This window comes from Halostagnicola sp. A-GB9-2, assembly GCF_030068615.1.
Classification (GTDB): Archaea; Halobacteriota; Halobacteria; order Halobacteriales; family Natrialbaceae; genus Halostagnicola.
Map to the genome: position 1 here is coordinate 666,746 of NZ_JASJOC010000001.1, position 14,329 is coordinate 681,074.

Consider the following 14,329-nt stretch of genomic DNA (forward strand, 5'->3'; position numbering starts at 1 on the left):
GGAAGAAGTCGACTTAAAACTCGAACAAGGCGACGAACGTTCGCGATCCGCTACTGAACCTTCTCGCCGATGTCGGCGTCGCCGTGGGTCGTCAACAGATCCGCCTCGTCGCCCGCCGCGAGAATCATACCGTTGGATTCGACCCCGAACAGCTCCGCCGGCTCCATGTTCGCCAGCAGGATGATCTTCTCGCCGGGCAGTTCCTCGAGGTCGTGCAACTGCTTGATGCCCGCGACGACCTGCCGGCTTTCGAAGCCGATATCGACCTCGAGTCGCGCGAGGTCGTCCGCACCCTCGATGCCTTCGGCGACCTCGATTCGCCCGACGCGGATGTCCAGATCCTGGAACTCGCCGAAGCCGATTCGGTCCTCGAGCAGGGGCTCGAGGTCGCCCGCGGGGTCGTTGTCGTCGCTGTCGCTGTCGTCGTCGGTGTCGCCTGCCGTCTCGCTTCCCTCGGCTGCGTCCTCCTCGTCGTCACCGTCGTCTCCCGCGGCGGCGACGCGGTCTGCGAGTTTCTCGTTCAACTCGTCGACGCGCTCGTCTTCGATCTTCTCGAAGAGTTCGCCGGGTTCCGCGAAGCGACGCGGCGGTGCCTCGAGCGCGTCCTCGATTCGCGCGTTTTCGACGGCGCCGTCCTCGCCGAGTTGCTCCCAGAGCGCCTGGGCCTTGTCGGGGGTGATCGGCGCGATGAGGACGCCGACGGCTTTCGCGATCTGGACGCAGTCGCGGATGACCTGCGCCGCCTTTTCGGGCTCCTCGTCGGTGAGCTTCCAGGGCTCGTGGCGCTGGATGTACTCGTTGCCGAACTGCGCGAGTCGCGTGGCGGCCTGACCGATCCCGCGGATGGAGTAGTCGTTGACGGCCTCGCGAACCTCGCCGATGGCTCCCTCGATGCGATCCTCGACGTCCGGAGAGACGCCCACGTCCGGGGTTCCGTCGTAGTTTCTGTAGGCAAAGAGCAGGCTGCGGTACCAGAAGTTGCCGACCGTGCCGACGAGTTCGCCGTTTACCTTCTCCTGGAAGGCGTCCCACGAGAAGTCGACGTCCTGCTGGAGCCCCCCCGTCGTCATCAGGTAGTATCGCAGCAGATCGGGGTGGAACCCTTCCTCGAGGTACTCCTTCGCCCAGATGGCGCGATTTCGACTCGTCGAGAGCCCCTTGCCGTTGATCGTGATGAAGCCGGTCGCGGCGACCGCCCGTGGCGCGTTGTAGTTCGCCCCCTCGAGCATCGCTGGCCAGAAGATCGTGTGGTGCTGGATGATATCCCGGCCGATGACGTGGACGATTTCGCCCTCGTCCTTCCAGACGCGCTCCCAGTCGTACTCGTCGCTCCCGACTCGCTCGGAGTACTGCTTGGTGCTCGAGACGTACTCGACGGGCGCGTCGACCCAGACGTAGAGGACGATGTCCTCTTCTTCCTCGCCGGGATAATCGATCCCCCAGTCCATATCGCGGGTGAGACACCAGTCCTGCAGGCCCTCCTCGATCCACTGGCGCGGCTGATTCTGCGCGTTCGAGGTGCCCTCGAGGCCGTCGAGGAACTCGGTGAGATACTCCGAGAACTCCGAGACGCGGAAGAACTTGTGAGTCCGTTCGCGGTACTCGGCCGGGTTGCCCGTGATCGTACTCTTCGGATCCTCGACTTCGCCCGGCTCGAGGTGGCGCTGACAGCCCTCGTCGCACTCGTCCCCGCGGGCCTTCTCGCCGCAGTATGGACAGGTCCCTTCGACATAGCGGTCTGGAAGGTGATCGTCGGCCACGGGATCGTAGGCTACCTGAATCTCCTTTTCGTAGATGTGGCCCTCGTCCTCGAGCGTTTTGACGATTTCCTGGGTCAGTTCCGTGTTCGTCTCGTCGTGGGTGTGGCCGTAGTTATCGAACTCGACGTTGAACTTCGGAAACGTCTCGGCGTACTGCTCGTGCCACTCGAGGGCGAAGTCCTCGGGGTCGACGCCCTGTTGCTCGGCGTTGACGGCGACCGGCGTTCCGTGCATGTCCGACCCGGAAACGTAGGCCGTCTCCTGGCCGAGGGTCTCGAGGGTGCGTGCGAAGGAATCGCCGCCCACGTACGTTCGCAGGTGGCCGACGTGTAGGTCCCCGTTGGCGTAGGGCAACCCACACGTCACCACCGCTGGCTGGTCCGTCGGAAACTCGTCGTGGCTCATACGTGTGCTGAGTCGACCGAGGGCGTAAAACCCGCCGGTTTTCGCTCGTGGGCGTGTCAATCGTTTCCAGACCCCACCGAGCCGTCGAACGCTATTCCGTTGCGCGCTCGTCTACCGTCCAGATATCCGGCAGCCACTCGAGCCGACTGGCAAAGAGCAGGCCGACGCCGACGAACATTGGGCCGAAGAAGCCGGCGACGAAGACGACGCCGCCGGGTTCGAAGATTATTGTGAGTGTGGAACCGACCAAAATGAGCCAGGCAAGGGCCTCCCACGGCCGCCCGTCGTAGAGCCGCCACGAGGCGAGCGAGAGCAAAAACCCCGCGAACGCGGCCGCGACGACGATCCCCTCGAGCGCGAGCGAACTCACTGTCAACAGCACGAATCCCGCGAACGCGATCCAGTCGAAGTGATCCATCGCTCCTCGTTGGTGGTTCCTCTCGAGTCGACCGAAAAACGTGTGTCGATCCGTCAGCGCAGTAGTCGAAATACCGAATTACAGCGACAGCACCTCAATCGTCGCTTACGACGGGCACGCTCGCGCGACACTGGAGTCGATCCAGATCCGCGACGAACGACTCAAGCATCGACCGCGTAACGTGGGGCATACAGACGACGCGCATCTCGCCAGTCGCCGTTCGGGAGATGCGCCACCCCTCTCGCCTGAGCGAGTCGAACGTCGAGACGGGGACGTCGGCGGCGACCAGCGGCAGCGTCGGGTCGACGACCTCGAAGCCGCGCGCGACGAGCGCATCGGCGAGCCAGTCGGCGTTGCGCTGTGAACGAGCGTACTGGCGCTGGTAGCCGCCCGGCCACAGCGCCTCCATCGCGGCGACCGCGCTCGCGACGCCGGCTCCCGATCTGGTTCCCGTCAGCGTCGCCTGAGAAGTCGACTCGAGATAGGGTGTGTCGATCGCAAGTTCGTCGAGTAGCGTCTCGTCGCGTGCGAGGAGCCCGCCGGCAGGGACCGCGGCCTGTCCCATCTTGTGGGGGTCGATGGCCATCGTGTCGACCGGAGCGTGAGAAAAGTTCCACTCGTCGTCGGTAAACGGAAGGACGAATCCGCCCCAGGCCGCGTCAACGTGAAAGAGTGCACCGACCGATCGTGCAATCTCGCCCAGTTCCGGGATCGGGTCGACGCGTCCGTACTCGGTCGTTCCCGCGACGCCGACCACCAGCGCCGTGTCCTCGTCGACGCTGTGGCGGACGGCCTCGAGGTCTGCTCGGTGGTCCCGATCAGTCGGCACGATCCGCAACTCGACGCCGAGTACGTTCGCCGCTTTTTGAAAGCTGAAGTGGCCCGATTCGGGCATGACGACGTTCGGCGTGGGGTTCCCGGTCCGGTCCAGCGCTCGACTGTCGGTTCGGCTCTCGAATCGGTCGCGGGCGATGCGAACCGCCTGAATGTTCGCTTCGGTTCCGCCGCTGGCGACGTACCCTGCGGGATCGGAGAGTCCGGCGATCTCACCGAGCATCGAGATGGCCTCCTCCTCGAGATCGGTGACGGCGGGATAGGTTCCCGGATCGCCGGGGTTCGTCGCGAGAAACCGTTCGGCCGCCGCACGCGCGTCCGGGTGGGGCTCGGTGCACATCGACGAAAGCACCCGGTCAAACGTCTGCGGCTCGACCTGCATACTCTCGTTAATGACGGTCTTCGGTTTATTCGTTGCGTTTCCGCACAGAACCGCTGACTCGGCTTGAAACCGAATCACCGGTGCTCGAACTCAGACTCGAAAGCAAACCGGTCGAGAAGAGGAGAAGGCGTGATGACCGTGTCGATGGTCGTGCAGTCGAGTTAGCGAACCGAATCCAGCAAGAGCTTCTGTTCGACGCGTTTGACCTCGTGTTGGACGTCGCGCACGGCGTCGATGTTCGCCGAAATCGAGCTGACGCCCTCGTTGACGAGGAACTGGACCATGTCCGGCTTCGAACCGGCCTGACCGCAGATGCTCGTCTCCACGTCGTGTTCCCGGCAGGTCTCGATGACGTCCTCGAGCAGTTGCAAGATCGCGGGGTGGAGTTCGTCGAACCGGTCGGCGACGTGCTCGTTGTTTCGATCCACCGCGAGCGTGTACTGGGTGAGGTCGTTCGTCCCAAACGAGGCGAAGTCGATGCCCGCTTCGGCCATCTCCTCGACGCTCAGTGCCGAAGCCGGGGTTTCAATCATGACGCCCCACTTGCGTTTCTCGGGATCGATTCCCGTCGCTTTGAGTTGCTCTTTCGCGCGGTAGACGTCCTCGGCGTCGTTGACCAGCGGGAGCATGATCTCGACGTTGTCGTAGCCCATCTCGTAGAGCCGGGCGAACGCCTCGAGTTCGTAGCCGAAGACCTCGGTTCGGTCGAGGCTCCGTCGGATGCCCCGGTAGCCAAGCATCGGGTTGTGCTCGACGGGCTCGTCTTCGCCGCCTTCGAGCTGTCGGAACTCGTCGCTCGGTGCGTCGAGCGTTCGGACGCGAACGGGTCGCGGGTAGAACTCGTCGGCGACGGTTCGGATTCCCTGGATCAGCTCCTTGATGTAGGCGTCCGTCCCGTTCTCCTCGATGAACTTTTCGGGCGTCTGGTTCAGCGAGAGGATCATGTGCTCGGTCCGGAGCAGTCCGACGCCGTCGGCACCCGTCGCAGCGGCCCGTTCGGCCGCTTCGGGGATCGAGACGTTGACCTTGACCTCCGTCGCCGTCATCGGTTTGACCGGCGACTGCGGACGAACTTCCTCGACGGGTTCGGTCTCCTCCTCGGGATCGACCGTCTCGCCCTCAAGGACGGCTCCTTTGTCCCCGTCGAGGGTGACGAGCTGTCCGTCCTCGAGCACTGTCGTCGCGTTCGTCGTCCCGACGATGGCAGGGACGCCGAGTTCTCGGGAGACGATCGCGGCGTGACTGGTCATTCCGCCTTCGTCGGTGACGATCCCCGCGGCGCGTTTCATCGCGGGGACCATGTCGGGCATCGTCATCTCGGTGACGATAATGTCGCCCTCGCCGACTTTCGCGAGGTCGTCGAGCTTGGTGACGACCTGCGCCGCGCCGCTTACCGTGCCGGGACTCGAGCCGAGTCCGTCGACGATAATCTCGCCAGTGGCGTCCGATGTGTCGTCACTTCCACTCGATGAACTCCCAGTGCCGGATCCGCTCTCAGCGGACTGGACACTGCCGCTTCCATCGGTGACGCCTTTCGCCGCGTTGACGGCGGCTCCAGCGCCGGATACGTCGACCTCGCTCTCAGAGTCGGTCTCGTCGATCGTCGTGATCGGTCGGGACTGGAGCATGAAGTCCTCATCGTCGGTCATCGCCCATTCGACGTCCTGTGGTGTGTCGTAGTGGTCTTCGACGTGTTCGCCGAGTTCGACGAGTCGAGAGAGTTCGTCTTCGGAGAGCACTCGTTCGGTGCGTTTTTCCTCCGGAACGTCGCGTTCAACCGTCTCGCCGGTCTCCTCGTCTTTGACGTGCATGACCTTCTTCTCGGCGACGGTGACGTCGATGTCGTCCTCGGTTCGGGAGATAACGTAGTTATCCGGTGAAACCGCACCGGACACGACCGCTTCGCCGAGCCCCCACGCGGCTTCGATGATCATCGTCGGATCGCCCGTCGAGGGGTGGCTGGTGAACATCACGCCGGATTTCTCCGCGTCGACCATCCGCTGGACGACGACCGCGATGTTGACCGCCGAGTGGTCGAATCCCTGCTCCTGTCGGTAGTAAATCGCTCGCTGGGTAAACAGCGAGGCCCAGCACTCGCGAACGCGATCCAACAGGTCCTCGCCGGTGACGTTCAGGTACGTATCCTGCTGACCCGCAAAGGAGGCGTCGGGTAAGTCCTCCGCCGTTGCCGAGGACCGAACGGCGACGAACGCATCGCCTTCGCGGGACGACGTTTCGCGATCAGACAGGCTCGACCCGTCCGTCCCAACCTTACGGTAGGCCTCGAGGACCTCCTCTTTGAGCTCCTCGGGGAACGGCGTTTCGAGAATGAGTTCCTGTGCGCGGTCCGCCGCGGCCGCGAGTGCACTCGAATCGTCGACGTCGACGTCGACGGCCTCGAACAGCTCTTCGTCGATTTCCGCGTTTTCGATAAACGATCTGTAGGTACCTGCCGTGACGACGAATCCCGGTGGAACCGGTAAGCCCGCCCCCGTAAGTTCACCGAGAGAAGCACCTTTGCCGCCGACCGTCTCGAGGTCGTCGGCGCTGATCTCGTCCAGCCAGAGTACAGCCATCTCTAGTTGCGTGGACAGCGCTACCGATAAAGAAGGTTGCGAACGCGTTGTCACAGTCACTACTCAGGTTCGAATGAGTATCTCCACTGACTGGCGCTGTGTGTGCCTGGCGGCAGTATGTAGTAACTCCGGATTCGGCGGAGAATGCCGTTCTCATTTGCACAGTTCGGGGGCTTGCGCTTGCTACATGTCATTCCCTTCCAATCGGTCTGTCAACTGATTGGTATCCCACAGCGATTATACAACTCGAGTTACTGTTCACCGTATGGACCTCTCTAACGCCGCCAAGTGGACGCTGTTCAACCGGCTGATCACGGCCGGAGCGATGCTCTTTGGAACCGCCATAGCCGTCTTCGGATTCGTGCTGGGATTTTGGGGATCGATCGAAACGTTGCTTATCGACGGAAACGTCCAAACTGCGGTCGAAAGTGCGAATCCGGTGATTACGCTCGCACTCGCGGCTCTCGGCTTTCTCGTCTGGCAGATCGGCAAGACGTACGCGCTCTTCTGGTCGCTCCCTCGAGCGTCCGGCAGAGCCGCGGCCAAGCGCTTCGACCACGGTCGTCTCAAGAGCGAGGTCGTCGAAGCGCTCGACGAGCGGTTAGCGGAGATGGAAGAGGACGTCGCGGAAACTCGTCGAAGCGTCCAGGAGCTCAAGCGCTCCGAACACGCCGCCGCGTTCGACGAACGCGAGGTCCTCGAGTCGGAAATCGACCAGCGAACGGAGTCGGTTGGTACTCAGCAGGCGACCCCCTCGTCGGACCGGTCGTCCGAACGGACCGCTACCGAGTCGGAGGCCACAACCCAAACGCGGGCCGAGGAACAGGCATCGGCGGCCGACCAGCAGGCGGCGCGAACCGACGATGAGAACCCTCGAGACGACGATTCGGGACAGTCGGGGCAGTCGTCCGAGCGCCAGACACAGGCGACAGATACCCAGCGACGGACGACTGGAACTCAATCGCAGACGGCCGGGACGCAATCGCAGACAACTGGTTCCCAATCACAAACGACTAGTTCGGAATCAGCCTCGAGTACCCCCGAGGCAACCCAGCCAACGACACGAGGTACCGAGCGATCGACAAGCGAGGAACAGACGGAATCGACCGCGCGGCCACAACCTCGATCGGCCGGAAACAATCAATTGGGCGAAGACAACCAACCCGCCGACAACAACCGAGCGCTCGAAGACAGGGGTACCCGGTCTTCCTCGAGCGAGTCGCCGGACTCGGGATTCGAATTCTCGACCCCCGAGGATTCGGAAGCCGACCAAGTTTCGGGGCAATCAACGACGCCGTCCCAACCAGATCAGTCACCGACCGACCACGAACGTTCGTCCACGGAATCATCAACAGACAGTGTTGCTCGATCCGAAACGGACGACACCGACGAAGACGATCAATCGTCGGACGCGGAGGACCCGCTCGCCTGATACGGACTGCTGTCAGTCATTGCCGGTACAACCGCGACCGCCCTGTGGTTGCAACGGTTGACTCGCTTCGCTCCTCCACCGAGGCTCGTCTCACACGGTTCGACTCACCACCGGTAAATCGTTACAACAGACCGTATGACAACGGTTCAGTACTTTCGGATACGAGCCGGGCAAATAAGCATCGTCCCGCGTGAATCAGCAACGTTCCGGACGGATCAAAATAGATTTCGACGGAATCGATTCGAACTGAATCGACTCGCTCCGACGAACAAGTGACACTCTTCTCGTCGACTCTCCGCGATACTCAGGCCTCGAGAATGTCGTCGTCTTTTGTGGGGGGAACCGCGAGCGTTCCCTCGAGGATCGTCACCGCCTCACCCCCCACCTGCACAGAGTCGTCCACGCGGACGCCGACGGTTCCCGCGCGATCGACGAAATGACCCTGTTCGAACACGCACTCGTCGGGGAACGGATCAAGCGCTTCGTACTCCGCGAGGTACGCACCGACGGCCCCGCTCGCGGTTCCCGTGACGGGATCTTCGGGAACGCCCGCTCCCGGCGCGAACATACGCCCGTGGAGGGTCGATTCGCTCTCGAGCGTGTCGAAGGTGAACAGGTAAACACCCGTCGCCTCAACCTCGTCGGTGAGCGCCTCTATTTTCGCCATATCCGGCTCTACACCGCTAAGATCCGAAAGGTAGGTGGTAGGAACCGCGAGAAACGGAAGACCGGTCGAGGCGACCGCCAGAGGAAGGTCCGCGCTGGCCCCTTCGAGGCCTGTCTGCTCGACGCCCAGCGCGTCTGCGATGCGGTCATAGCCCACGTCAACCTCCCGGATCGTCGGCTCGTCCTGAGTCATCCAGACCGTGCCGTCGGGTTCGATCTCCATCTCGAGGACGCCCACGTTCGTCTCGAGGGTCGTCGTTCCGTGCTCGAGAACGCCATTCTCGTGAAGGTGGCCCAATGTGCCGATGGTCGCGTGCCCGCAGAGGTCGACCTCCTGAGTCGGGGTGAAGTAGCGGATTCGGTAGTCGGCGTCGTCGCTTTCGGTGAGAAAAGCCGTCTCGCTGACGGCCATTTCGGCGGCGATCGACTGCATCTGGTCGTCGGAGAGCCCGTTCGTGTTGGGGATCACGCCAGCGGGGTTGCCGGTGAGCGGTTCGTCGGTGAAGGCGTCGACCTGATAGACGTTGACCGTCCGCGCCTCGTCGTTCATGCCGGGGCCAACGTGACAGGGGGCAATAGTCGTGACGACGGCGTGGGGAGGTGGCACGCGCGACGATCGGTGGAAGCGGTTACTCCCGAGGAAGCAGTTACTCTTCCGACGATGTCCGACCCCGACCCCCGGTGGTCGAGTCCGTCCGGCGAGACTCGAGTTCGCCGCCGTCGGTCGCCGTCACGCTCTCTGCATCTGCTTCGAATCGCTCTACGGCCTCGGCATCGTGGGTTCCGACCGGCGGCAGGTTTACCTCCGCGGCCGGGGAGTTCTCGAGGTCGGTGTTTCGCTCGAGGTCCTTCATCTCACCATCCTCGCGCGCATCTTGATCGATCCGCATCGAACAGAAGTCGACGCCGCACATCGAACAGAAGCGAGCTTCCTTGTAGTTGTCCTCGGGAAGCGTCTGGTCGTGAGCAGACTGCGCGCGTTCGGGGTCGAGCGCAAGTGAGAACTGTTCGCGCCAGTCGAAGGCGTATCGGGCTTCGGAAAGGGCGTCGTCCCAATCTCGAGCGCCCGGTCGGTCGTTCCCGACGTCGCCCGCATGGGCGGCGATCCGGTAGGCCGCGAGGCCGTCTCGGACGTCCTCCTCGTCGGGGAGCCCGAGATGTTCTTTAGGAGTTACATAACAGAGCATCGCCGCGCCCTCCTGTGCGGCCATCGCGGCACCGATCGCGCTCGTGATGTGATCGTAGCCGGGCGCGATGTCGGTCACCAGCGGCCCGAGGACGTAAAACGGCGCGCCGTCACAAACGTCCTGCTGGCGCTCGACGTTCTCCGCGATTTTGTTCATCGGGACGTGTCCCGGTCCTTCGACCATCACCTGCACGCCGTGATCCCAGGCGCGTCGCGTCAGTTCGCCCAGCGTGTCGAGTTCGGCGTACTGGGCCTCGTCGCAAGCGTCGGCGATACATCCCGGCCGGAGGCTATCGCCGAGGCTGAAGGTGACGTCGTGCTCGAGGAAAATCTCACAAATTTCGTCGTAGACCTGAAACAGAGGGTTCTGCTCGCCGCGGTCTTCCATCCACTTGGCCATGATCGAGCCGCCACGGGAGACGATCCCCGTTTTTCGCCCCTCGGTCAGCGGCAGGTGCTCGGCGAGGATGCCGGCGTGGATCGTCATGTAGTCGACGCCCTGTTCGGCCTGCTTTTCGATCACCTCGAGGAGAAGTTCCGGCGTCAGTTCCTCGGGACTGCCGGCGCGTTTGACGGCCTCGTAGAGGGGCACTGTCCCGATCGGCACCGGCGAGTGTTCGACGTTCGCCTCGCGGATTCGGTCGAGATCGGAACCAGTTCCGAGATCCATCACCGTGTCCGCTCCGTGGTGGACGGCCGCGTGGAGCTTCTCGAGTTCCTCCTCGAGATCGCTCGTGGTCTCGCTGTTGCCGATGTTCGCGTTGACCTTCGTCGAGAACTCGCGGCCGATGATCATCGGATCGAGCGTCTCGTGGTTGACGTTCGCCGGGATCACGGCCTGTCCCTCGGCGACCTGCTCTCGAACGAACTCGGGATCGCGGTTCTCTCGCTCGGCGATGCGTCTCATCGCGGGTGTTATCGTGCCGTTGCGGGCGGCCTGAATCTGGGTCGTCGTCATCGATAACTAGGTTATATTACTAGATTATAAATCTGGTGTGGCGGTTGCGTACCGTTTGAGTGGAACGCACAGCTGCGAATGGGGCAAATCTCTCAGATTCGGCTGATGCATCGAGACGGGCTAAGAGCGCTCGTATCAGTTCAGGTCCCAGTCGGTGTGAAACAGTTGTGGAAAAAGAAACAACAGACTACTAACTGGATAATGATATGACTAGTTCCGCTCTTGACTGGTGTGACAACGTGGAAACGACGATCTATACTGGCGACCTGTGCAGCACTGTCGACCGGCGGCGCGCTCGCATCGGCCGGTTCGACGGCCGCGAACGGGGCGACGGAGTCGGTGGGGACCTCCTCGAGTTCGGTCGCAGTCGGCGATCCGCCGGGCTGGTCCTCGGCTCTCGGAAACGCGGGGAACTCTCGGTACCTGCCCCTCGAGGGCGAGTTCCCGAAACCGGACACCGAAGCCTGGCGGTACGACGAGGCCGCGCTTCCAGACAGCAAATCACACGATGATACAGAGAAGTTGAATATCGCCGTCGTCGACGGGATGGCCTACGTCGGGACGGACGACGGCGAACTCCACGCGCTCGAGGCTGACGAAGGAACGGTCGCGTGGCGGACGGACGTCGAGATGAGTAGTCGACCGACCGTACTTGGCGGAACGATTTATCTCAGCGGGGAGAACCACGTGACTGCGCTCGATGCCGCGGACGGCACGGTAGAGTGGGAACGTGAGTTCGACGCGGGGGACTCAGAGATCACCAATCCAACGGCCGCGTACGGAGCGGTTTACGTCGTCGCCGGCGGAAGCCTCTACGCGCTCGAGGCCGACGACGGTTCGACTCGGTGGCATCGAGACGACGTCGACGTGGAGTCGGCCGACGAGGCGGACGGCGATCCCCAGCCGCGACCGTTCCAGGCCGAACCGGTCGCCGCCGGCCACGGCTTCGTCTACGCAATGACGGAGACGGGCGACCTCGGCGGAATCGCTGCGCTCGAGGGGGAGACCGGCGACGACGCGTGGGTTCTCGAGGCTATCGACCCCATTCGACCCATTTCGACCATCGTCGTGACATCGGACCGCGTCTTCACCCACCACCACATGATCGCCGATGACGTCGACAAGGTGTACCACCACGATCCGAAAACGGGCGAGTTGAGTTTTTCGGAAGAGGCGTACACCAACATGCTCGATATAGTTGCAGCACCCGAACACTGTGTCACGATCGGGGTACATAGACTCACCGGATACGAGTACGGTGCCGGCGAGCGCTGGTCGCACAGCGAGAGGGAGTACAGCTGGTTCACTTTCGGAAGATGTCTCATTGCCGGCGATACCGTAATCGCTACTCGGAGTAGTTTCGATCCCGAAACGATCCTCGGGTTGGACCTCGAGGACGGAACCGAACAATGGAGCCTCGAGTCTCCCCTCGGTTCGCTCGTCGCCGTCGACGAACGGACGATCTACATCCTCGAGCATAGCGACCTCCACGAGGATAGCGACCTGGTCGCGCTGCGCGCGTCAGACGCTGATCAGGACGACGATGACGACCCGGACGACGATGACGATTCAGATGGCGAAGGCGAGCCGGACGATGGTGACGATTCAGATGGCGAAGACGAGCCGGACGATGGTGACGATTCAGATGGCGAAGGCGAGCCGAACGACGATGACGATTCAGACGGCGAAGGCAAGCCGGACGACGGTAACGATTCAGACGATGGTGATGATTCAGACGGCGATGACGACAAGGAGTCTAACTGTGACTGCAAAGACGGTGATGACAGCGGGACCGGCGATGGAGACGGAACCGATGACGAAGAGAGTAGTTCGGACACCGATAGCAGTGACGGTGGAAACGGTAGCGACGGTGAAAATGGTCCGGACAACGGGGACGAAGACGACGGCGGAACCGGCGGGGATGGCGGTTCCGAATCGGATGATGATGTGACCGAACCCGGAGAGGACGACGGCAACGAATCGGATGATGATCCGACCGAATCCGGAGAGGACGACGACAATATGCCCGGCTTCACGACCGGCGCTGGCGTCGTCAGCGGTGCCCTCGGCCTCGAGTGGCTCCGCCGTAAGGCCAGCACGGACGAGTCGATCGGCGTCGAGGAATCGACCGAGTAAGGGCTCTCGAGGCCGGCGAACTGAGCTGCCGACAACTGCCGAACTCGTCGACCACATTCTCGCCTCGGTCACTGTATTCGGGTCTCTCCCATCCAGTTATTGACAAAGTTTAGGTAAATACTCGGTCATTGCGTTCCATCATCTATCTGTACTGATCGCGATTTTCATTCTCAAAACTGCATACGGAAACCGTGCTACGTTCTACTGGTACCGACGGTGGTCCGCGTCTCGAGTCTTACTCGAGCAAACCCCAATTACTCGAGCAGATCCTCCCTAACCCGACACCCACAGGGGTACGCGTTGTGGTGGGTCGGAACGAGTTGAACGACCGCGGTGACCGGGAGCCCACACTGGGGACACTCGGGATGTGCCGACGGCACCTCGTCGGTGACTCGAGCACCCAGATTCGTCACGACGAGCGAGACGCCATGAACCTCGAGGCGGACCTCGACCGCACTTCCACCCGATTCGATCAATCGGGCGAGTGCCTCGGGATCGAACTCGCTGGCGAGTTGGTAGGAATCTCGAGGGATTCCCTGCTTCTCGAGGGTCCGAACGATATCCACGACCAAATCGTCCGTCGGCGGGGTCATCGCTTGTACTCACCTCCAAGCGCGTGAGTCGTAACTGACAGCGCGTATGCGCCAGCGAGCGATAGTTGACTTCGATTCGTCTGTCGGACGGGATGTTTAAGCCCGCGGAGAAGTAATCCAATCATGGCAACCGATCCAATGCGCGATTGGAAGCCACGTCTCGGGTGTCACTACCACCCGGGGCATTTCAAATACGAACGCCCCCGTGCGCGGAGTGTGTGGCTTCCATTTGCTGTTGCATCCTGTATTGTCATATAACTATTGTTTTCGAGCAGGAATAATGTTGTCTCGAGACGAGAATAGATGTCGACGAAAACGAATTGGCACTAGGTTCGCCTTCAATCAGAACACACACGAGCGTCCCCATCACCCTCGAGGAACTGTAACTCAACTGTCGCGCGTGTCGGAGGACTAGTCATTCTCCGATGCCACACGTTCATGATGACTCTGTTTTCGTAGGGGTCACTGAGTTCGTCCGGCCACTCTTCGAATGGAAAACGAAAGACGAACCGGTCTCCATCGATCTCGCGTCGCGGGCACCAGCCCTTGAGATTCCCCTGTGGGGTAAACTCCACCGTTGATGCGCATATTGCGAGAAATTCGCTGTCCGAATCGAAATCCAGGTACTCTTCTATTTTATGTTCGTATGGTTCGATGTCGGTGTTCAGCGCATTTCTTGCCTCATCAGGTGTTGAAAATACGGCTGCTTCGAACTGTGAATCGTCCCACCGATCTTCTTCATCAGCAAAAATAGGCTCCTGTGTCGTCAATCCACGGAGACCTTGCGAAGACGGAAGACGGTCAAGACAACCAGCAACTGTGAGGGAGACCCCTGTTGCGCCAGCAAGGAACGTTCGTCTGGAGGGCATAGACACAAGTAGCTAATCAGCTCATATATCTATTTTGCCGAGTTTATATTGGATAGAATTTACTGGAGCAGTTGGGCCTCTGTTTGCTCCTACCACTGGAAAGAGCCAATCGAC

Annotated in this window: 10 protein-coding genes; 2 read left to right on the forward strand and 8 right to left on the reverse strand. The window is 61.7% G+C overall.

Annotated elements, in window-relative coordinates:
- Positions 1-50: 50 nt before the first annotated feature.
- The 4 genes from metG to ppsA all read right to left on the reverse strand — a co-directional run bounded on the left by metG (position 51) and on the right by ppsA (position 6,375).
- Positions 51-2,165 carry a methionine--tRNA ligase gene (gene metG / locus QNM96_RS03355; RefSeq protein ID WP_283834596.1) on the reverse strand — a complete coding sequence of 705 codons (2,115 nt, stop codon included), beginning with the start codon at positions 2,163-2,165 and terminating at the stop codon, positions 51-53.
- 91 nt (positions 2,166-2,256) lie between these two features.
- Positions 2,257-2,583: a hypothetical protein gene (locus tag QNM96_RS03360; RefSeq protein WP_283834597.1), complete on the reverse strand. Its 327-nt coding sequence runs from the start codon at positions 2,581-2,583 to the stop codon at positions 2,257-2,259.
- A gap of 94 nt (positions 2,584-2,677) precedes the next feature.
- Positions 2,678-3,799 carry a tyrosine decarboxylase MfnA gene (gene mfnA / locus QNM96_RS03365; RefSeq protein WP_283834598.1) on the reverse strand — a complete coding sequence of 374 codons (1,122 nt, stop codon included), beginning with the start codon at positions 3,797-3,799 and terminating at the stop codon, positions 2,678-2,680.
- Between the two features lie 161 nt (positions 3,800-3,960).
- Positions 3,961-6,375, reverse strand: a complete 2,415-nt coding sequence (ppsA, locus tag QNM96_RS03370) for a phosphoenolpyruvate synthase (RefSeq protein ID WP_283834599.1) — start codon at positions 6,373-6,375, stop codon at positions 3,961-3,963.
- Between the two features lie 265 nt (positions 6,376-6,640).
- Here ppsA and QNM96_RS03375 point away from each other — a divergent pair, with 265 nt between their 5' ends.
- On the forward strand, positions 6,641-7,807 hold the full coding sequence (locus tag QNM96_RS03375; protein WP_283834600.1) for a hypothetical protein: 1,167 nt from the start codon (positions 6,641-6,643) through the stop codon (positions 7,805-7,807).
- A gap of 304 nt (positions 7,808-8,111) precedes the next feature.
- On the opposite strand, the gene QNM96_RS03380 is transcribed toward QNM96_RS03375, so the two are convergent.
- Positions 8,112-9,023 carry a PhzF family phenazine biosynthesis protein gene (locus QNM96_RS03380; protein ID WP_283834601.1) on the reverse strand — a complete coding sequence of 304 codons (912 nt, stop codon included), beginning with the start codon at positions 9,021-9,023 and terminating at the stop codon, positions 8,112-8,114.
- A gap of 97 nt (positions 9,024-9,120) precedes the next feature.
- On the reverse strand, positions 9,121-10,617 hold the full coding sequence (thiC, locus tag QNM96_RS03385) for a phosphomethylpyrimidine synthase ThiC (protein WP_283834602.1): 1,497 nt from the start codon (positions 10,615-10,617) through the stop codon (positions 9,121-9,123).
- Positions 10,618-10,848: 231 nt separating this feature from the next.
- Between thiC and QNM96_RS03390 the strand changes: the two genes are divergently transcribed.
- On the forward strand, positions 10,849-12,753 hold the full coding sequence (locus tag QNM96_RS03390) for a PQQ-binding-like beta-propeller repeat protein (RefSeq protein ID WP_283834603.1): 1,905 nt from the start codon (positions 10,849-10,851) through the stop codon (positions 12,751-12,753).
- A 254-nt stretch (positions 12,754-13,007) separates the two neighbouring features.
- Here the strand turns inward: QNM96_RS03390 and QNM96_RS03395 are convergent, their stop codons facing one another.
- Positions 13,008-13,346, reverse strand: a complete 339-nt coding sequence (locus tag QNM96_RS03395; RefSeq protein WP_283834604.1) for a hypothetical protein — start codon at positions 13,344-13,346, stop codon at positions 13,008-13,010.
- Positions 13,347-13,684: 338 nt separating this feature from the next.
- On the reverse strand, positions 13,685-14,215 hold the full coding sequence (locus QNM96_RS03400) for a hypothetical protein (protein WP_283834605.1): 531 nt from the start codon (positions 14,213-14,215) through the stop codon (positions 13,685-13,687).
- Positions 14,216-14,329 lie beyond the last annotated feature (114 nt).

What these genes read in the sequence shown, in the direction of transcription:
- QNM96_RS03375 (WP_283834600.1), top strand. Translation starts at nt 6,641, where the DNA reads ATGGACCTCTCTAACGCCGCCAAGTGGACGCTGTTCAACCGGCTGATC.
- QNM96_RS03395 (WP_283834604.1), bottom strand. Translation starts at nt 13,346, where the DNA reads ATGACCCCGCCGACGGACGATTTGGTCGTGGATATCGTTCGGACCCTC.
- QNM96_RS03360 (WP_283834597.1), bottom strand. Translation starts at nt 2,583, where the DNA reads ATGGATCACTTCGACTGGATCGCGTTCGCGGGATTCGTGCTGTTGACA.
- metG (WP_283834596.1), bottom strand. Translation starts at nt 2,165, where the DNA reads ATGAGCCACGACGAGTTTCCGACGGACCAGCCAGCGGTGGTGACGTGT.
- QNM96_RS03400 (WP_283834605.1), bottom strand. Translation starts at nt 14,215, where the DNA reads ATGCCCTCCAGACGAACGTTCCTTGCTGGCGCAACAGGGGTCTCCCTC.
- mfnA (WP_283834598.1), bottom strand. Translation starts at nt 3,799, where the DNA reads ATGCAGGTCGAGCCGCAGACGTTTGACCGGGTGCTTTCGTCGATGTGC.
- QNM96_RS03380 (WP_283834601.1), bottom strand. Translation starts at nt 9,023, where the DNA reads ATGAACGACGAGGCGCGGACGGTCAACGTCTATCAGGTCGACGCCTTC.
- ppsA (WP_283834599.1), bottom strand. Translation starts at nt 6,375, where the DNA reads ATGGCTGTACTCTGGCTGGACGAGATCAGCGCCGACGACCTCGAGACG.
- thiC (WP_283834602.1), bottom strand. Translation starts at nt 10,617, where the DNA reads ATGACGACGACCCAGATTCAGGCCGCCCGCAACGGCACGATAACACCC.